The sequence below is a fragment of the Streptomyces sp. NPDC054872 genome (genome assembly GCF_053610705.1).
Genome location: NZ_JBSGYY010000017.1, coordinates 23,112 through 41,256, shown reverse-complemented (window position 1 = coordinate 41,256; position 18,145 = coordinate 23,112). Strand labels below are relative to the sequence as shown.

The following is an 18,145-nucleotide window of genomic DNA, read 5'->3' as shown; positions in this document are numbered from 1 at the left end:
CAGCTGACAGCTGTTCGACTGCTCAGCCGCTCGACTACTCGGCGTCGGACGCCTTCGCGGCCGAAGCAGCGGTCTTCTTGGCGGCCGCCGTCTTCGTAGTGGTCTTCTTCGCAGCCGTCGTCTTCTTGGCGGCCGTTTTCTTGGCAGCCGTCTTCTTGGCGGCGGTCTTCTTGGCCGGGGCCTTCTTCGCCGCCTTCTTGGCGGTCTTCTTGGCCGGACCCTTCGCCCGCTTCTCGGCGAGCAGTTCGTAGCCCCGCTCGGCGGTGATGTCCTCGACGCTGTCGGCGGCCCGCAGCGTCGCGTTGGTCTCGCCGTCCGTGACGTACGCCCCGAAGCGGCCGTCCTTGACGACGACGGGCTTCCCGCTGACCGGGTCCTCGCCGAGCTCCTTGAGCGGCGGCTTGGCGGCGGCCCGCCCGCGCTGCTTGGGCTGGGCGTAGATCGCGAGGGCCTCTTCCAACGTGATGTTGAAGAGCTGCTCCTCGGTGTCGATGGACCGCGAGTCCGTGCCCTTCTTCAGGTACGGGCCGTAGCGGCCGTTCTGCGCGGTGATCTCCACGCCCTCGGCGTCCGCCCCGACCACGCGCGGCAGGGACATCAGCTTCAGGGCGTCCTCGAGCGTCACCGTGTCGAGCGACATGGACTTGAAGAGCGAGGCCGTCCGCGGCTTGACCGCGTTCTTGCCCGTCTTCGGGGTGCCCTCGGGGAGCACCTCGGTGACGTACGGGCCGTAGCGGCCGTCCTTGGCGATGATCTCGTGACCCGACGTGGGGTCGGTGCCGAGCGCGAAGTCACCGCTCGGCTTCGCGAGCAGCTCCTCGGCGTACTCGACGGTCAGCTCGTCCGGCGGCAGGTCGTCGGGCACGTCGGCGCGCTGGTGGCCCTCCGCGTCCTTCTCGCCGCGCTCGATGTACGGGCCGTAGCGGCCGACCCGGAGGACGATGCCGTCGCCGACGGGGAAGGAGGAGATCTCCCGGGCGTCGATCGCGCCCAGGTCGGTCACCAGTTCCTTGAGCCCGCCGAGGTGGTCGCCGTCGCCGTTGCCCGCGCTGGAGGCGACCCCGGAGTCGTCGCCCTCGCCGAAGTAGAACCGCTTCAGCCACGGCACGGCCTGCGCCTCGCCCCGCGCGATGCGGTCGAGATCGTCTTCCATGCGTGCGGTGAAGTCGTAGTCCACGAGGCGCCCGAAGTGCGTCTCCAGGAGGTTGACCACGGCGAAGGACAAGAAGGAGGGCACGAGAGCCGTGCCCTTCTTGAAGACGTAACCGCGGTCGAGGATCGTGCCGAGGATCGACGCGTACGTCGACGGGCGGCCGATCTCACGCTCTTCGAGCTCCTTGACCAGCGAGGCCTCGGTGTAGCGGGCCGGCGGCTTGGTGGCGTGGCCGTCGACCGTGATCTCGTCGGCGGTCAGCGCGTCGCCCTCGCTGACCTGCGGGAGCCTGCGCTCACGGTCGTCGAGCTCGGCGTTCGGGTCGTCCGCGCCCTCCACGTAGGCCTTCATGAAGCCGTGGAAGGTGATGGTCTTGCCGGACGCGCTGAACTCGGCGTCGCGGCCGTCGGCGGCCGTGCCACCGATCTTCACCGTGACGGAGTTTCCGGTGGCGTCCTTCATCTGGGAGGCAACGGTCCGCTTCCAGATCAGCTCGTAGAGCCGGAACTGGTCGCCGGTCAGACCGGTCTCGGCGGGCGTGCGGAAACGATCACCCGAGGGGCGGATCGCCTCGTGCGCCTCCTGCGCGTTCTTGACCTTCCCGGCGTACGTGCGGGGCTTGTCCGGCAGGTAGTCGCTGCCGTAGAGCTGCGTGACCTGCGCGCGAGCGGCGGTGATCGCCGTGTCGGACAGCGTCGTGGAGTCCGTACGCATGTAGGTGATGAAGCCGTTCTCGTACAGCTTCTGTGCCACCTGCATCGTGGCCTTCGCGCCGAAGCCGAGCTTGCGGCTGGCCTCCTGCTGCATCGTCGTCGTACGGAACGGCGCGTACGGAGAGCGGCGGTAGGGCTTGGACTCGACGGAGCGGACCGCGAACCTGGTGTTCTCCAGGGCCGCGGCGAGCGCACGGGCGTTGGTCTCGTCCAGGTGCAGGGTGTCGGACTTGAGCTGTCCGACCGAGTTGAAGTCGCGGCCCTGCGCGACGCGCTTGCCGTCGACCGTGGTGAGGCGCGCGACGAGCTGCGAGGGGTCGGAGGCGTCACCGGTGCGGCCGGTGCCGAAGGTGCCCGTCAGGTCCCAGTACTCGGCGGAGCGGAAGGCAATGCGCTCGCGCTCACGCTCGACGACGAGGCGGGTCGCCACGGACTGGACGCGGCCGGCCGACAGGCGCGGCATGACCTTCTTCCACAGGACCGGCGAGACCTCGTAGCCGTAGAGGCGGTCGAGGATGCGGCGGGTCTCCTGGGCGTCGACCATGCGCTTGTTGAGCTCGCGCGGGTTGGCGACGGCGCCCTGGATCGCGGCCTTGGTGATCTCGTGGAAGACCATCCGCTTGACCGGGACCTTGGGCTTGAGGACCTCGAGGAGGTGCCACGCGATGGCTTCGCCCTCGCGGTCCTCATCGGTGGCGAGGAAGAGTTCGTCGGAGTCCTTCAGCAGGTCCTTGAGCTTCTTGACCTGCGCCTTCTTGTCGGAGTTGACGACATAGATGGGCTCGAAGTCGTTCTCGACGTCCACGCCGAGGCGGCGCACCTCGCCGGTGTACTTGTCGGGTACCTCCGCGGCGCCGTTGGGGAGGTCGCGGATGTGCCCGACGCTCGCCTCGACTACGTAGCCGGGGCCGAGGTAACCCTTGATCGTCTTCGCCTTGGCAGGCGACTCGACGATGACGAGTCGGCGGCCGCCCTTTGCGGTCTCGCTGGTCGGGGACAACTTCGCTCTTCTCTCCGGTCGGTACTCGGGGCCGTGCTGTGTGGCCTCGCTCGGTGCGCTTGAGTTGCGCTGACGCTGCGGAGTGTGACGGTACATCCCGCCCCCGTGTCAAACGGGAAAAGCCCGCAACGGCCACTCGAACGGTAACCCGACTACCGCCATTCCTGCCGCCCGGAGTGGCGACCTGCCCTTTCACCACCGGGTTCGCCCCCGGCTTCACCACCGGCTCGGCACCGGCGCCGGGCCTACGGCCCGTACGCGCCCCGCGGCCACCGGCCGCTCCCGGTCAAAGACGAGTGAAACACCACACTCCGAGCATCAGTGCGCCCGAGCCGGCGAGCGCGGCGAGTGTCGCCGATGCGACAGGGTTCACACCGTCGGCGACAGGCGCGCGGTGCGCCACGCGTACTCCGGTCCACAGCAGCAGTCCCGCTCCGAACAGCGCGAACACCGTGCCCGCGAAGATCGCTGGTCCACTCTCCATGTCATTGCCTCCCCGTACCGAGTTCCCGGATCGGCAAACTGACACGCCCGGGAATCCGGGGCGCGAACCTCGGGTGAACGGAGGGCGCCCGGCCTGAAACACCGGTCGGCGCCCGGCCCGACTCGACCGGAATCGATCGCCGCGGGGCCGGCTCGTACAGTCCACCTTCTCGATGTACGTCCGGCGGTCGCCGACGTCCATCCATCCCACCCACAACGCGGGACCCATGTCCGCGAAACGTACGAGACACGCCGTACGCGTACCGCCAACGGCCCGCCGGCCCCTCTACCCGTCAACTCCATGCCGACTACATGTCGACCGGCACCAGGAAGCCCTGCTCGACGAGGAGCCGGATCTGCGCGGGCGTGCGGTCCCGCAGCAATACGGGGTCCTCTCCCACCAGTTGCGCGATGGCGTCGAGGATCCGCCCGGCGCTCAGCGTGCCGTCGCACACGCCGGCGAAGCCCGCGCCCACCGTGTCCACCTTGGTGGCCCGCCGCATTCCGCGGTGCTGGCGCAGCACGACGTGCTCGGGGTCCTCGGCGCCGGGCAGCCCGACCTGCTCCTGCACGACCTCGTCCGCGAGCTTGAAGTGCCCTGCGAGCAGCGCGGCGTCGTCGTGCGTCCGCAGGTAGTCCTGCCGCGCGAAGAACTCCCGCACCGTCTCGCCCAGCGGCTGCTCGACGGGGTGCGGCCACTCCTCCACGGTGATGGTCGGTTCGGCGGAACCCACCCCTGCCGCGGGCTTGCGCAGCGTGATCCACCCGAACCCGACCGCGCGTGTCTTGCGGGCGTCGAACTCGTCGAGCCACGCGTCGTACCGCGCCGCGTACTCCTCAGGGTCCGTGCGGTGGTCCCCGGCGTCCCGCAGCCACAGCTCGGCGTACTGCGTGACGTCCTGCACCTCGCGCTGCACGATCCACGCGTCGCATCCGCGCGGCACCCAGGACCGGAGCCGCTCGGTCCACTCCTCGCCCTCCACGTGCTGCCAGTTGGCGAGGAAGTGCGCATACCCCCCTTCGTTCAACCGCTCCCCCGCCTGCTGAACGAGCGACCGGCACAGATCGTCCCCGCCCATCCCGCCGTCGCGGTAGGTGAGCCGCGCTCCGGGAGAGATCACGAACGGCGGATTAGACACGATCAGGTCGTACGTCTCCTCGCCCACGGGTTCGAAGAGGGAGCCCTCGCGCAGGTCCGCCTCGGGAGCGCCGGACAGCGCGAGGGTGAGCCGCGTGATGTGCAGCGCACGGGGGTTGAGGTCGGTCGCCGTCACCCGGGTCGCGTGTTGCGCGGCGTGCAACGCCTGGATCCCGGAGCCGGTGCCGAGGTCGAGAGCACTGCCCACCGGCGTACGCACGGTGAGCCCGGCGAGCGTCGTCGATGCCCCGCCGACTCCCAGTACGACACCTTCGTCGTGGCTGCCGATGCCACCGGCGCCGCCGACCGCGCAGCCCAGGTCCGAGACGATGAACCAGTCCTCGCCGCTCGGCCCGCCGTAGGGCCGCACGTCCACCGTCGCCTTCAGCGCGCCCTCACCGTCCGCCGCGGAAAGCCAACCGCTCTCCTGCAGAGGGCCGACCGGCAGAACGGCCGCCACGCGCGCGTGCGGCACGGAACGCTGCAGCAGGAAGAGCCGTACGAGTGTCTCAAGGGGCCCTTCGCCGCGGGTGGCCCGCAGCGCGGGCACGGTCTCGCTGCGGGCGAGCGCCGTGTAGGCAGGCGCCCCGAGCAGCTCCAGCAGCCCGTCAGCGGTGAAGTCGGCCTCCAGCAGGGCTTCCCGCAACTGGGCGGAGACGTCGGCACGATCGGACGAGGGCAGGGGGGCGCTAGCGATACTCACCCCTTCATTGTGACCCGCATACGCCTCCGCACGCCGAGTCCACCACGGCGGGGCACGGCTGGACACACCGTTGCCCCGGAGCCGAGGGGTCTTCCCCACGGCTCCGGGGCAACAGGTCGAGGAAGGGGTGCCCCCTACGCGGCGGAAGGCGTGGCGCTGGCCGACTTGCAGCTGTCCTGCTTGCTCATCGCCTTGCCCACCTCGCCCTCCTGCAACTTCTCCAGCGCCTTGTTGCCGCTCTTGCTCAGCTTGTCCAGCTCGCCCGCGACGCTCTTGAGCCCGTCCGCGAAGTCCGCCTGGTTCTTGGTGTCCAGGCCGTCGACCTTCTTCTTCAGGTCGCCGTACGACTTGGAGATGGCGTTCAGTTCCTTGACCGCGTCGTCGGTCTTCTTCTGGCCGCCGTCGACCGGCGGGGCGCCCGCGTCCTTCACCGCGGTGCCCATCGCCTTGTAGGCGTCGGACATGTCCTGGAACGCCTTGGAGTCGGTCTTCTGGACGTCCTCCGGCGAACTGTTGTCCGAGGTCTCCTTCTGGATCGCGGCGTTGGCGGCGGCGATCTTCTTCGACTGCGGCTGAACCGAGTCACAGACGTCCTTGGCCCAGGAGTCCAGCTTCTCGTTGCCGTCGTCGCTGCAGCCCGACAGCGCCAGTACCAGTACCGCACCGCCGGACAGTGCGGCTGCAAGCTTCTTGTTCACCGGATTGGTCCCTTCCATGGCTCTCGGCCCCGGAACTTACACGCCAACTGGGCTACAACCGCATGCCGGGGGTCCGGTACCACCCCTATTGAAGCCATTTGCACCAAGGGGAGAGCGCATGAGAAGGCTCACCAGACAGCGCATGACACACACGAAGGGCGGACGCCGCGTCAAGACGCGCCGCCCGCCCTCGTGTTGGGCAGAGTCTGACCCGGCGTTACGAAACCACGGCCGGGTCAGCCGAGCTTTTTACGCGCTCGGCATCACCTTCCTCCTCGTCGCCCACGGCGATGCCACGCCTCTTGGAGATGTACACCGCGCCGATGATGACGAGGATCGAGAGCACCGCGATCACCGCCCGCACCCCGGCATTCGCGTCGTCCCCGTAGCTGAACTGGACGACCGCCGGCGCGATGAGCAGCGCCACCAGGTTCATCACCTTCAGGAGCGGGTTGATCGCAGGACCCGCGGTGTCCTTGAACGGATCACCGACGGTGTCACCGATCACCACCGCTGCATGGGCCTCACTGCCCTTGCCGCCGTGGTGGCCGTCCTCGACGAGCTTCTTCGCGTTGTCCCAGGCACCACCGGAGTTGGCGAGGAAGACCGCCATCAGGGTGCCGGTGCCGATCGCGCCCGCCAGGAACGAGCCGAGCGCGCCGACGCCGAGCGAGAAGCCGACCGCGATCGGCGTGAGCACGGCGAGCAGACCTGGCGTGGCCAGCTCGCGCAGCGCGTCCTTGGTGCAGATGTCCACCACGCGCCCGTACTCCGGTTCCTCGGAGTAGTCCATGATCCCGGGGTGCTCGCGGAACTGCCGCCGCACCTCGTAGACCACCGCTCCGGCCGACCTCGACACCGCGTTGATCGCGAGCCCCGAGAAGAGGAAGACGACCGCGGCGCCCAGGATCAGGCCGACCAGGTTGTTCGGCTGGGAGATGTCCATGACCAGGTTGATCGGGGCACCGTCGCCCATTTTCTCGCCGACGTCCTTGGCCGCGCCCGCGATGGCGTCGCGATACGAGCCGAAGAGCGCCGCGGCCGCGAGGACGGCCGTGGCGATGGCGATGCCCTTGGTGATGGCCTTGGTGGTGTTGCCGACGGCGTCCAGGTCGGTGAGCACCTGCGCGCCCGCGCCCTCGACGTCACCGGACATCTCGGCGATGCCCTGCGCGTTGTCGGAGACCGGACCGAAGGTGTCCATGGCGACGATCACGCCGACCGTGGTGAGCAGGCCCGTTCCGGCCAGCGCCACCGCGAACAGGGCGAGCATGATCGACGTACCGCCGAGCAGGAACGCCCCGTACACGCCGAGCCCGATCAGGAGCGCGGTGTAGACGGCCGATTCGAGCCCGATCGAGATACCGGCCAGGACGACGGTGGCCGGTCCGGTGAGGGACGTCTTGCCGATGTCCTTCACCGGGCGCCGGGTGGTCTCCGTGAAGTACCCGGTGAGCTGCTGGATCAGCGCGGCCATGACGATGCCGATCGCGACGGCGATGACTGCGAGGACCCGCGGATCGCCGTCATGCCCGGCGATCGCCGCGTCCGTGACTCCGTCCAGGTCGGAGTACGAGCCCGGCAGGTAGACGTAGACCGCCGCGGCCACGAGCACCAGCGAGATGACCGCGGAGATGAAGAATCCGCGGTTGATGGCGGTCATGCCGCTGCGGTCGGAGCGCCTGGGCGCCACCGCGAAGATCCCGATCATCGCCGTCACGACGCCGATCGCCGGAACGATCAGCGGGAAGGCGAGTCCGGAGTCGCCGAAGGCGACCTTGCCGAGGATCAGCGCGGCGACCAGGGTCACGGCGTACGACTCGAAGAGGTCGGCGGCCATGCCCGCGCAGTCGCCGACGTTGTCGCCCACGTTGTCGGCGATGGTCGCGGCGTTCCTCGGGTCGTCCTCCGGAATGCCCTGCTCGACCTTGCCGACCAGGTCGGCGCCGACGTCGGCGGCCTTGGTGAAGATGCCGCCGCCGACACGCATGAACATCGCGATCAGCGCCGCCCCGAGGCCGAAGCCCTCGAGGACCTTCGGCGCGTCGGCCGCGTAGACGAGCACCACACAGGAGGCGCCCAGAAGACCGAGCCCCACCGTGAACATGCCGACAACGCCGCCCGTGCGGAAAGCGATCTTCATGGCCTTGTGCGAAACGGCGGTGAGATCCTTTTCGGGTTCACCTTCCGCCGGAGTGGCCTCTCGGGCGGCTGCCGCCACACGAACATTGCTGCGTACGGCGAGCCACATGCCGATATAGCCGGTGGTCGCCGAGAACACCGCACCGATCAAGAAGAAGATCGATCGGCCGGCACGCTGATTCCAGTCGTCTGCGGGCAGCAGCATGAGCAGGAAGAACACCACGACGGCGAAAACACCGAGAGTGCGCAACTGCCTGCCTAGGTAGGCATTGGCGCCCTCCTGGATCGCCTTCGCGATCTTCTTCATGCTGTCGGTGCCCTCGTCGGCCGCGAGTACCTGGCGTACGAGTACCCAGGCGACCACGAGAGCCGCCACCGCGACGGCCGCGATGACCATCACGATGAGGCGGTTGTCGTCGGTCAGTACCGCGGCTGCGAGGGTTGAGGGATGGTCAAACTGATGAGGGGTAGAAAGCCCCGCCATTCGTCCTCCTTGACGCCTGTGCTGAGCTCAAGATGTGGACGGATTGTAGGTAGCGGAACCTGATCAAAACAGAGCGCCGCAAACGGAATTGGCGGGAGATTGCTTCCCACCAAATGATCGCGACCACAGATTGGACCCGAAAGCGGTAATGCCCCAAAAGCGTTGACGACGGCCGGAAGTCCGCAGGCAATTGACCGAGGCAATGATCCAAAAAGCAAAAGGCCCTGCTCCCGAGCGGGGAGCAAGACCTTGATGTGACGAGGTAGAAGCGAAGACTGCCCGGCCGGAGCCCGACTCGGAACCGGCGCGTGAAGGGCTCAGGGATTGGCTCAGACGAGCGGCACCGGGGCCGTCGGCCACGTCATCCGGATGAGACCGCCGCCCTCGCCGGCGGTGACCTCCACGTCGTCCACAAGTCCGCTGATGACGGCGAGACCCATCTCGTCCTCACCCTCGGCGTCCAGATCGTCGGCCGCACCGGACCCCGAGCCGGATGTCCGGTCGCCGGGAGTCGCGTGGGGGGCCTCGTCGCCGACCTCGATGGAGAACTGCTTCTCGTCCTCGATCAGGGCCACCCGCACCGGCGCCGAGACGCCGCTGCTCTGGTGCAGCCCGACGGCGCGCGTGCAGGCCTCGCCGACGGCGAGCCTGACCTCGTCGAGGACCGCCTCGTCCACTCCGGCCCTGCGGGCGACCGCCGCCGCCACGAGCCGAGCGGTTCTGACGTGCTCGGGCAGCGCGCTGAAGCGGAGTTCAACGGTGGCCATGCATTCCCCCTCGGACATACGCGCGTGCTGTCAGGGGGCCGGGCCGAGGGCCCGGTCCCCTGCTGTTCTGCCACCCCCGGGCCGCGCAAGCAGGCGACCCGGGACATCCGGCTCTCAGTCGGTGGCCGCGACCGCTTCCTCGACCGAGGTGTGAATGGGGAACACCTTGGTCAGGCCGGTGATACGGAAGATCTTCAAAATGCGTTCCTGGTTGCAGACCAGGCGCAGCGAGCCCTCATGGGCACGCACCCGCTTCAGGCCGCCGACCAGCACGCCGAGCCCGGTGGAGTCGAGGAAGTCCACGCCCTCCATGTCGACGACCAGGTGGAAACTGCCGTCGTTCACCAACTCGACCAACTGTTCGCGCAACTTGGGCGCGGTATAAACATCGATTTCGCCACCGACCTCGACGACCGTACGATCGCCGACGGTACGGGTCGACAGGGACAGGTCCACGGATCCTCCAGCACCTTGCTATCGAGCGGTCATCCCTCGGGACACCTCGGCAGAGCCCCCAGGACGGATCGCCAGCCGCGATGGCATTCAATCACTTACCGGCAGGCGTGCACGACGCCTTGGGACCATTGTCCATCCCGCCAGTGACACACTCGGTGCCGATGGCCAACTTTTCCCCGCCCGGAGGACCCGCCTCGGGCGCCCCGATACGCACGTCTCCACGGACGGTCCTGGACCGGCTCACCGCGGGGCCGAGCCGTGCTTCGCGCGTCACTCATACGGAGCACTTGCCCCCGCGCGAGGCCCGGTATGCAGTTTGGCCTGATCGCGTTCGTTCCGAGGTCGTCGCCGCGGTGCAGTCGGCCGGGATCGAGCACCCCTGGGCCCACCAGGCGCTCGCCGCCGAGCACGCCTTGGACGGCGAGTCGGTCATCGTCGCCACCGGAACGGCCTCGGGAAAGTCGCTGGCCTATCTCACTCCCGTGCTCTCGGCCCTCCTGGACGGCTCCGAGGCCCCGAACGGACGTGGCGCGACCGCGCTGTACCTGGCCCCGACGAAGGCCCTGGCCGCCGACCAGCGCCGCGCCGTACGCGTGCTCGCGGAGCCCCTCGGCAACGCGATCCGCCCCGCCGTGTACGACGGCGACACCCCCGTCGAAGAACGCGAATGGGTACGTCAGTACGCCAACTACGTCCTGACCAATCCCGACATGCTGCACCGGGGGATACTCCCCTCCCACCCCCGCTGGTCCTCCTTCCTGCGCGCCCTGCGCTATGTCGTCATCGACGAGTGCCACACCTACCGCGGTGTCTTCGGCTCCCACGTCGCCCAAGTCCTGCGCCGCCTGCGCCGCCTCTGCGCCCGCTACGGCTCCGACCCCGTCTTCCTCCTCGCCTCCGCCACCTCCGCCGAGCCGGCCATCGCCGCGGAACGCCTCACCGGGCTTCCCGTGAAGGAGGTCGCCGACGACGCCTCGCCCCGCGGCGACCTCGTCTTCGCCCTCTGGGAGCCGCCGCTCACCGAGCTCCACGGCGAGAAGGGCGCGCCCGTCCGCCGCACCGCCACCGCCGAGACGGCGGACCTGCTCACCGACCTGACCGTCCAGGGCGTCCGCTCGGTCGCCTTCGTACGGTCCAGACGCGGCGCCGAGCTGATCTCGGTGATCGCCCAGGAACGCCTATCCGAGGTCGACCGCTCCCTGGCCCGCCGCGTGGCCGCCTACCGGGGCGGATATCTCCCCGAGGAACGCCGCGCCCTGGAGCGGGCGCTGCACTCCGGGGAACTTCTCGGCCTCGCGGCCACCACCGCCCTCGAACTCGGCGTGGACGTCTCCGGTCTCGACGCCGTGATCATCTCCGGCTATCCGGGAACCCGCGCCTCGCTCTGGCAGCAGGCGGGCCGTGCCGGACGCTCCGGGCAGGGCGCGCTGGCCGTCCTGGTGGCCCGCGACGACCCGCTGGACACGTATCTCGTCCACCATCCCGAGGCGCTGTTCCAGCAGCCGGTGGAGTCGACGGTCCTGGACCCCGACAATCCGTACGTCCTCGCGCCCCACCTCTGCGCGGCCGCCGCGGAGCTTCCGCTCACCGACGACGACCTGGTCCTCTTCGGCCCGGCCACCGAGGACCTGCTGCCGCAGCTGGAGGCCGCGAAGCTGCTGCGCCGCCGTACGAAGGCCTGGCACTGGACCCGCAGGGAGCGGGCCGCCGACCTCACCGACATCCGCGGCGAGGGCGGGAGTCCCGTCCAGATCGTCGAGGAGGGCACGGGCCGGCTCCTTGGCACCGTCGACGCGTCCGCCGCGCACACCGCCGTCCACGAGGGCGCGGTCCACCTCCACCAGGGGCGTACCTATCTCGTGCGCCGGCTGGACCTGGAGGATTCGGTCGCCCTGGTGGAGGAGGCCGGCCCGCCGTACTCCACGACCGCCCGCGACACCACGGCCATCTCCATCCTGGAGACGGACACCGAGATCCCCTGGGGCTCCGGCCGCCTCTGCTACGGCTCCGTGGAGGTCACCAACCAGGTCGTCTCCTTCCTGCGCCGCAAGCTGATCACCGGCGAGGTTCTCGGCGAGACCAAGCTGGACCTGCCGCCCCGCACGCTGCGCACCCGCGCGGTCTGGTGGACGGTCACCGAGGACCAGCTGGACGCCGCCCGGGTCAACCCGGAGATCCTCGGCGGCGCCCTGCACGCCGCCGAGCACGCCTCCATCGGCATGCTGCCGCTCTTCGCGACCTGCGACCGGTGGGACATCGGCGGCGTCTCCGTGCCGCTCCATCCGGACACGCTCCTGCCGACCGTCTTCGTGTACGACGGCCATCCCGGCGGGGCGGGCTTCGCCGAGCGGGCCTTCCACACGGCCCGGGAATGGCTGACGGCCACCCGTCAGGCCATCGCCTCCTGCGAGTGCGAGGCCGGCTGCCCCTCCTGCATCCAGTCCCCGAAGTGCGGCAACGGCAACGACCCCCTGCACAAGCGCGGCGCGATCCGCCTCCTCACCACCCTCCTCAAGGACGCGCCCATGCCCACGCCCTGAGGGGCCGCGTGCCCTCTGGCGCGTGACTCGCTCCCGGTGCCGTGTGACTCGCTCCCGGCCGGTTCGTAGTGGCGCGGGCCCCGCCCTCGCCTCAGACCTCCGTTCAGCGAGCCCCACAAGGGCGTCTGACCGCCCTCCGGCGCCACGCGGCGACCACGCCTCCGGCGGCCACCCCGTGGGCGCCACAGCCCCCGCTCCCGGCCTCTGCTCCGATTTCGGATCCGGCTCTCGCTCCGACTCTGGACCCGGATCCGGCTTTGGCTCTGCCTCCGGCTCCGGCTCCGGCTCCGGGGCGACCGGTCCCGCCGGGCCCGCCCGGGACCTGACCTCCGTCACGAACGGGCCGAAGCTCACCACGGCCGTGACATCCGAGATCTCGCCGTGCACCCCGCACCGCACGAGGCCCGCCCCTTGGGCCTCGGCCACCCGACCGGCGGTGGCACACGCCGCCGAACGTCCCTCCATCCAGTGATCGGCGGCCGCCAGTGCCGCCAGGTCGGCCGCACCTCCGGCTCGATGGCGGGCCACGATCACCTGCCCCATCGCGAGGACCGCGCCACAGACGACGCACAGCACGGCCATCACGACGACCACCCACACCGTGGCGGCTCCCCGGTCCGACGCCTGCCCGGCAGCCCGCCACCCGTCCCGCCCACTCACGCGCCCACCCCCACCGTCTCCTCCGCCAACGCCACCGCCTCCGACCGCAGGCGCAGCCCGAGCCCCAGAGCCCCGGGCCCCGGTGAATCCGCCATGACCTCCACCCGCACCAAGTCGCCGTCACGCCGCACGGCCACCGCCGCGCCCCGCGGCGCCGCCTGCCGAGCCGCGGCCACGGCCGCGCTCTCGGGGTCCTGCCGGGCCATCACCCGCGCCCCCGCCCGAGCCGCGTCCACGCACTGGATCTGCGCGGACGCGGTCAGCAACACCCAGACCAGCGCCATCGTGAACAGCACGAGCGTGGGCAGCACCACAGCCGCCTCAGCCGTCACGAAGCCTCGGTCCCCACCGCGGCCCCGGCTGCCCCGCCTCCGCCCAGAACTGGACGTCTCAGAACCGGAGGTCTCAGCACTTGAGATCTCGGCACTTGAGGACTCGGCATTTGAGGTCCCAGCGCTCGCCATCTCAGAACTGGACATCGAGCGCTTTCTCCACGACCGCCTGCAACGCCGCCCTGACCTGCCCGCTCGTCACCACCTTGTAGAGCAGTCCGGCGAAGCCCACCGCCGCGATGAGCCCCATCGCGTACTCCGATGTGACCATCCCCGCGTCCCCTCGCACCACGCGTGACCTGCGCTCCAACGCCCGCGCACACAGCTGTCCCCACATCACAACCCCCGTGAAATTTCCGTACGTTCTGTCGTCGAGACTTCACATCTCGACCTTGATCGGTCGAGCCGCTCAGACGCCGCTCAACAACCCACCTGCCAGGCCGATCAGCACAGGCAGCACCCCCACCGCGATGAACGCGGGCAAGAAGCACAGCCCCACCGGCGCCGTCATCAGCACTCCGGCCCTGCGTGCCGCCGCCGTCGCCGCACGGCTTCTTTCCGCTCGGCAGTCCGCGGCAAGACGCGCCACCTGCTCGGCCGCCGGAGCCCCCGAGTCGCCCGCCCGCCCCAGCAGACGGGCCAGCGCCGCCGCACCCGGTATCGCGCCCAACCTCAGCCAGGCGTCCGCTGGTTCGCCGCCGAGCCGCACCTCCGCGGCGCCCTGCGCCAGCCGTTCGCCGACCGGCCCCTTCAGCGCGTCACCGACAGCCTGAGCGGCCACGACAGGCCCCGCGCCGGCGGCGACACAGGCCGCCAACAGGTCAGCTGCCAAAGGAAGTTGCCGAGCTGCCTCTGCCGCATCGAGCTCAACGCCGCGGGCGCCTCGTCCCCGCCACCACCGCCACACCCCGTACCCGGCACCCACCCCCGCCAGGCATCCCGCGACACCGCCCACCAACACCCACCCGGCACTCACCGCCCCGGCCACCGCCAGCCACCCCCGCACCGCGCCCCGCCACCGGAACCGATGCCTCCGCCGATCCCCCGGCAGCCGCTCCTCCACCCCGAGGACGACTCCAGCGCGCCCCCGAACCGCCCGCTCACGCCGCGCAGCATGCGCCGCCGACATCAGCCACAACACAGCCGCCACACCCCACACGGCCATCCCCAGCCCGTGCACAGCAACAAGGCTCATCGCTCCTCCGCCCCTCGTACGATCCGCAGCGCCCACCACACGCCGGCCCCCTCCAACACTCCGCCCACGGCCAGGCACCCGAACCCCGCCCCGGTGTGCAGCAACACCCGCAGAGGATCGGCACCCAACGCACTCCCCATCAGCAGCCCGAGGACCGGCAACCCCGCGAGCATCACCGCGGTCGACCGGGCTCCCGCCAACTGAGCGCGAAGATCAGCCCGTTGATCCCGCTCCACCCGGAGCGCGCCCTCAAGCCGCTCGAGCCCCGCCGCAAGCCCGGCGCCACGGTCCACCGCCACCCGCCAGCACGCCGCGAGCCCCACAAGCCCCCGCGCCCCCGGCTCCCGCGCCGCTTCCTCCAGCGCCCCCGGCACGTCACCGCCGAACCGCGCCGCCGCCAGTACCCCGGCCCGCGCCTCACCGAGCCCGGCACCGGTCCCGGCCGCCGCAGTCCGCAACGCCTCCCCCGGCTGCCGCCCGGCCCGCACCTCGCCCGCGAGCGACCCGCACAGCGCGATCACTTCGGTGGCCCGGCGCTCCTCTTCGAGCCGTGCGTCCCTGCCCCGCCGCACACGCCGTATCAGCGGCACACCGGCCGCCCCCAGGAGCAGCGGCAGCACGGACTCCCCGAGCAACCCGACCGCCGCCCCGCCCGCCAGCGCCCACCACTCGTGCCCCACCCGGCCGCCGACGCGGGCCAGTACCCGCCGCCCTACCGAAGGCTCCGCCGCGACCTCACCCCCGAGCACCGCCCGCGTCCGCCGCCGCTCACGGTCCCGCCCGACCACCAACCAGGCCGAGCCTCCCGCGCACACAGCCGCCGCCAAGCCCATCGCGCTCATGGCACCTCACTCCAACCGCCGCTCACCAGAAGCGACTTCAGCCGCTCCCAGCCCCGCTCCCGTCCGAACTCCTTCTCGCCCCACCGCAGCGCCGGCACCGTCACCACAAGTCCGGAGGGGTCCCGTTCCAGGACATGCACCTCGGCGATCCGCCGCCTCCCTGCCCGGTCCCGTACGAGATGGAGGACCACGGACAGTGCGGCCGCCAACTGGCTGTGCAGCGCCGCCCGGTCGAGCCCTGCCGCCGTCCCCAGCGCCTCCAGGCGGGCGGGCACGTCCCCCGCGGCATTGGCGTGGACAGTCCCGCAGCCGCCTTCATGCCCTGTGTTCAGGGCGGCCAGCAGATGGACCACCTCCGCTCCCCGCACCTCGCCCACGACCAGCCGGTCGGGACGCATCCGCAGCGCCTGCCGCACCAGGTCGTCGAGGCCCACCTGACCGGCCCCCTCCTGGTTCGCGGGCCTGGACTCCAGGCGCACCACGTGCGGGTGATCGGGACGCAGCTCCGCCGAATCCTCGGCGAGCACGATCCGCTCCCCCGGCCCGACGAGACCGAGAAGGGCGCTCAGGAGCGTCGTCTTGCCCGAACCCGTCCCGCCGCTGATCACGTACGAGAGCCGGGCGTCGATCAGTGCCCGCAGTACCCGGTCCCCGCCCGGCGGCACCGTCCCCGCCGCGGTCAGTTCCGCGAGGGTGAAGGCCCGGGGGCGTACGACACGCAAGGAGAGGCACGTCGATCCGACGGCCACCGGGGGCAGCACCGCGTGGAGACGGGTGCCGTCGGGCAGCCGTGCGTCCACCCAGGGCCTGGCGTCGTCGAGGCGTCGCCCCGCCACGGCCGCGAGCCGCTGTGCGAGCCGCCGCACGGCCGCCGCGTCCTCGAAGGACACCCCGGTCAGCTCCAGGCCGCCGCCGCGGTCCACCCACACCCGGTCGGGCGCGGACACCAGCACATCGGTCACCGAGTCGTCCGCGAGCAGCGTCTCCAGGGGCCCGGCGCCCACCAGCTCCGACCGCAGTCGCGCAGCCGTCCCGAGGACTTCCGCGTCGCCGAGCACCCTGCCCTGGGCCCGCAGCGCCTCGGCGACGCGGGCCGGGGTCGGCTCCGTGCCGTTCTCCGCGAGCCACTGGCGCACCCCGTCCAGCATCCGGGCCCCCACGACGGCGCTCATGAGCCGCCCCCGGTGGCGTCCACCGGAACCCGGTCCCAGAAGGCCGTGCAGAACCGGGCGAGCGGTCCCCGCGCGACGCCTCCGGGCGGCATGCCCCCGGCCTGCGCGGCCAACAGGTCCGCTTCCCGCGGCACTTCGCCGACGAGTGGCAGCCCGAGCAGCCGCGCGACCTCTTCCGCGTCGAATTCCCCGGGGCCGCCGTGCCCACCGAGTCCGCCGAGTCCGCCGGCTCCCGCGCGGCCGGAGCCGCTCCCGGCGACCACCACCCGCAGGTCCCGCAGCACCATCCCCACCGCCGAGGCCACCCGCCGGGCGCCCGCGACCGCGCGCAGCTCCGCGGGCACCACCAGAAGCCCCAGATCCACCTGGGCCAGCGCCTCGGCCACTCCTTCGTCCACGCGGCGCGGCAGGTCCACGACCACCACCCCGCCCCGCCTGCGGGCCGCGGCGACCACCGCCCGCATCGCTTCGGGCGCGATGACCACCGCATCGCCCCGGTCCCAGCTCAGGACCCGCAGGGAGTGCAGCTCGGGCAGCGACTCCTCGAGCGCGCCCCCGCCGACCCGGCCCCTGGACTGCGCGAAGGCGGGCCAGCGGAGCCCGTCGGCGGCCTCGCCGCCAAGGAGTACGTCGAGCCCGCCGCCGAGCGGGTCGGCGTCCACGAGCATCGTGCGCCGCCCCGCGCGGGCCGCCGTGACGGCGAGAGCGCACGCCAGCGTCGAGGCACCGGCGCCTCCGCTCCCGCCGATCACGCCCACCGTGAGCGCGGGCCGCCCCACTCCCTCGGCGACATCGGCGATGCGGTCCACCAGCCAGCGCTCGCCGTCGGGCAGGACCAGCACATGGTCGGCCCCGATCTCCACCGCGCGCTGCCAGACCCCGGAGTCGTCCTGGTCCCGGCCGACGAGCACGACCCCGCGCCTGCGCACGGCGCCCCGCACCCGGTCCACCGCGTCGTCCCCGACGAGGATCAGCGGCGCCGCGTCCCAGCCGCCTCTGCGCTCCGGCACGCCGTGCTGCACCTCGGGCCGCGCCCCCGCCGCGGCGCACAGCCGCAGCAGATCGTCCAGCAGGTCCACATCTTCCGTGACGATCAGCGGTCCGCCCTGCCGTCCGTCGGACGACGGCGTCCCGTCACGTGTCATCACTCCAGCCACGATCTCCAGCCCCCTCTCACTGCAAGCCCGTTGAATGCCGCGTTCCACATCGGCGATGAGCCGGCCAAAGCAATCCGGCCATGAACTTCGCGTGCAGAAGCAGCGGAATCAGCGTGCAGCGGTCCTGGATAACGTGTGGATCTTGGTCAATAACTGTGGACAAGGCGAGGGCTGTGAATATCCCCTTCACCCATACCTGTGACATCTCGAAGGTTTCCACAGAGCAGCCTGACGACTACACACCGTGACGAATCTTGGACATGCGAAAGATCGCCCAAAACGGCCGCGAGGCGGCGCCAGGCGATCAGATGAGGATCGAGAGGGTCCGGAAAACCCATCCGGACATGCGACGACCCCCGCCGGGGGGGAGAGCGGGGGTCGTCCCCACGGTCCGACTCGGGGGGGGAGGAGCCAGACCGGGTTAGCACGGTCGCGAACGATCCGTGACTTCCATGGTGTACCCGAGAGCCTTCTCAGGCAAACCCACGCGCCTCACCTTACGCCGAATGG

General features: G+C 70.9%; 14 protein-coding genes and 1 pseudogene. 1 reads left to right on the top strand and 14 read right to left on the bottom strand.

Features of this window, described 5'->3' with window-relative positions:
• Positions 1-34 precede the first annotated feature (34 nt).
• From topA to bldG, 7 genes are all read right to left on the bottom strand, one after another.
• A complete protein-coding gene (gene topA / locus ACWGIH_RS21970; RefSeq protein ID WP_453444590.1) occupies positions 35-2,866 on the bottom strand; it encodes a type I DNA topoisomerase in 2,832 nt (943 codons plus the stop codon).
• A gap of 286 nt (positions 2,867-3,152) precedes the next feature.
• Positions 3,153-3,350, bottom strand: a complete 198-nt coding sequence (locus tag ACWGIH_RS21965) for a hypothetical protein (RefSeq protein WP_453444588.1) — start codon at positions 3,348-3,350, stop codon at positions 3,153-3,155.
• Positions 3,351-3,657: 307 nt separating this feature from the next.
• Positions 3,658-5,190, bottom strand: a complete 1,533-nt coding sequence (locus ACWGIH_RS21960; RefSeq protein WP_453444586.1) for a DUF7059 domain-containing protein — start codon at positions 5,188-5,190, stop codon at positions 3,658-3,660.
• 134 nt (positions 5,191-5,324) lie between these two features.
• Positions 5,325-5,906 carry a small secreted protein gene (locus ACWGIH_RS21955; RefSeq protein ID WP_363210554.1) on the bottom strand — a complete coding sequence of 194 codons (582 nt, stop codon included), beginning with the start codon at positions 5,904-5,906 and terminating at the stop codon, positions 5,325-5,327.
• 199 nt (positions 5,907-6,105) lie between these two features.
• A complete protein-coding gene (locus ACWGIH_RS21950) occupies positions 6,106-8,514 on the bottom strand; it encodes a sodium-translocating pyrophosphatase (protein ID WP_453444583.1) in 2,409 nt (802 codons plus the stop codon).
• Between the two features lie 329 nt (positions 8,515-8,843).
• Positions 8,844-9,281 carry an ATP-binding protein gene (locus ACWGIH_RS21945; RefSeq protein ID WP_453444581.1) on the bottom strand — a complete coding sequence of 146 codons (438 nt, stop codon included), beginning with the start codon at positions 9,279-9,281 and terminating at the stop codon, positions 8,844-8,846.
• A 114-nt stretch (positions 9,282-9,395) separates the two neighbouring features.
• Positions 9,396-9,737 carry an anti-sigma factor antagonist BldG gene (gene bldG, locus ACWGIH_RS21940; RefSeq protein ID WP_003975386.1) on the bottom strand — a complete coding sequence of 114 codons (342 nt, stop codon included), beginning with the start codon at positions 9,735-9,737 and terminating at the stop codon, positions 9,396-9,398.
• An 80-nt stretch (positions 9,738-9,817) separates the two neighbouring features.
• Here bldG and ACWGIH_RS21935 point away from each other — a divergent pair, with 80 nt between their 5' ends.
• Positions 9,818-12,277, top strand: coding sequence for a DEAD/DEAH box helicase (locus ACWGIH_RS21935; protein ID WP_453444579.1), 2,460 nt, complete (start codon positions 9,818-9,820; stop codon positions 12,275-12,277).
• 318 nt (positions 12,278-12,595) lie between these two features.
• Here the strand turns inward: ACWGIH_RS21935 and ACWGIH_RS21930 are convergent.
• The 7 genes and pseudogenes from ACWGIH_RS21930 to ssd form a co-directional block, all read right to left on the bottom strand.
• Positions 12,596-12,937, bottom strand: a pseudogene (locus ACWGIH_RS21930) (Rv3654c family TadE-like protein); the annotation flags it as partial.
• Positions 12,934-13,269 carry a TadE family type IV pilus minor pilin gene (locus ACWGIH_RS21925; protein WP_453444577.1) on the bottom strand — a complete coding sequence of 112 codons (336 nt, stop codon included), beginning with the start codon at positions 13,267-13,269 and terminating at the stop codon, positions 12,934-12,936. The gene ACWGIH_RS21925 and the pseudogene ACWGIH_RS21930, both read right to left, overlap by 4 nt.
• Before the next feature lie 133 nt (positions 13,270-13,402).
• A complete protein-coding gene (locus ACWGIH_RS21920; RefSeq protein ID WP_453444575.1) occupies positions 13,403-13,606 on the bottom strand; it encodes a DUF4244 domain-containing protein in 204 nt (67 codons plus the stop codon).
• 72 nt (positions 13,607-13,678) lie between these two features.
• A complete protein-coding gene (locus ACWGIH_RS21915; RefSeq protein WP_453444573.1) occupies positions 13,679-14,464 on the bottom strand; it encodes a type II secretion system F family protein in 786 nt (261 codons plus the stop codon).
• Entirely contained in the window at positions 14,461-15,306 is an 846-nt protein-coding gene (locus tag ACWGIH_RS21910) for a type II secretion system F family protein (protein ID WP_453444571.1), read from the bottom strand. Before ACWGIH_RS21910 ends, ACWGIH_RS21915 begins: the two co-directional genes overlap by 4 nt.
• Positions 15,303-16,478 (bottom strand): TadA family conjugal transfer-associated ATPase, encoded by a 1,176-nt coding sequence (locus tag ACWGIH_RS21905; RefSeq protein ID WP_453444569.1) that lies wholly within the window; start codon positions 16,476-16,478, stop codon positions 15,303-15,305. The genes ACWGIH_RS21910 and ACWGIH_RS21905 overlap by 4 nt, the downstream gene beginning before the upstream one ends.
• The gene (gene ssd / locus ACWGIH_RS21900) at positions 16,475-17,635 is read right to left on the bottom strand and encodes a septum site-determining protein Ssd (protein WP_453444567.1); all 1,161 of its coding nucleotides are present in this window, start codon (positions 17,633-17,635) and stop codon (positions 16,475-16,477) included. The genes ACWGIH_RS21905 and ssd overlap by 4 nt, the downstream gene beginning before the upstream one ends.
• Positions 17,636-18,145: the final 510 nt, after the last annotated feature.

Coding starts and splice junctions, on each gene's coding strand:
- ACWGIH_RS21965 (WP_453444588.1), bottom strand. CDS start 3,350: ATGGAGAGTGGACCAGCGATCTTCGCGGGCACGGTGTTCGCGCTGTTC.
- ACWGIH_RS21955 (WP_363210554.1), bottom strand. CDS start 5,906: ATGGAAGGGACCAATCCGGTGAACAAGAAGCTTGCAGCCGCACTGTCC.
- ACWGIH_RS21950 (WP_453444583.1), bottom strand. CDS start 8,514: ATGGCGGGGCTTTCTACCCCTCATCAGTTTGACCATCCCTCAACCCTC.
- ACWGIH_RS21945 (WP_453444581.1), bottom strand. CDS start 9,281: ATGGCCACCGTTGAACTCCGCTTCAGCGCGCTGCCCGAGCACGTCAGA.
- ACWGIH_RS21935 (WP_453444579.1), top strand. CDS start 9,818: ATGGCATTCAATCACTTACCGGCAGGCGTGCACGACGCCTTGGGACCA.
- ACWGIH_RS21920 (WP_453444575.1), bottom strand. CDS start 13,606: ATGTGGGGACAGCTGTGTGCGCGGGCGTTGGAGCGCAGGTCACGCGTG.
- ACWGIH_RS21915 (WP_453444573.1), bottom strand. CDS start 14,464: ATGAGCCTTGTTGCTGTGCACGGGCTGGGGATGGCCGTGTGGGGTGTG.
- ACWGIH_RS21910 (WP_453444571.1), bottom strand. CDS start 15,306: ATGAGCGCGATGGGCTTGGCGGCGGCTGTGTGCGCGGGAGGCTCGGCC.
- ACWGIH_RS21905 (WP_453444569.1), bottom strand. CDS start 16,478: ATGAGCGCCGTCGTGGGGGCCCGGATGCTGGACGGGGTGCGCCAGTGG.